1 pseudogene is annotated in these 281 nt (G+C 60.1%); it reads left to right on the top strand.

What is annotated here, in order from left to right:
• A pseudogene (locus WCL58_RS25290) lies at positions 1 to 281 on the top strand (transketolase); the annotation flags it as partial.

The raw sequence follows: 281 nt of genomic DNA, 5'->3' as shown, positions 1-281 counted from the left end.
TCTCGTAAAGAGCTTGCCAACGCCATCCGCGCACTCAGCATGGACGCCGTACAAAAAGCAAATTCCGGCCACCCGGGTGCCCCTATGGGCATGGCGGACATCGCCGAAGTCCTGTGGCGTGACTACCTCAACCACAACCCGACTAACCCGCACTGGGCTGACCGCGACCGTTTCGTGCTCTCCAACGGTCACGGCTCCATGTTGATTTACAGCCTCCTGCACCTCACCGGCTACGACCTGCCGATGCGCGAGCTGGAAAACTTCCGTCAGCTGCACTCCAA

This window comes from Serratia sp. TMDUHS_CL (genome assembly GCF_037137105.1).
In the GTDB taxonomy this organism is placed as follows: domain Bacteria; phylum Pseudomonadota; class Gammaproteobacteria; order Enterobacterales; family Enterobacteriaceae; genus Serratia; species Serratia nevei.
The sequence above is the reverse complement of the archived record's forward strand: the minus strand, read 5'-3'. Positions and strand labels throughout refer to the sequence as shown.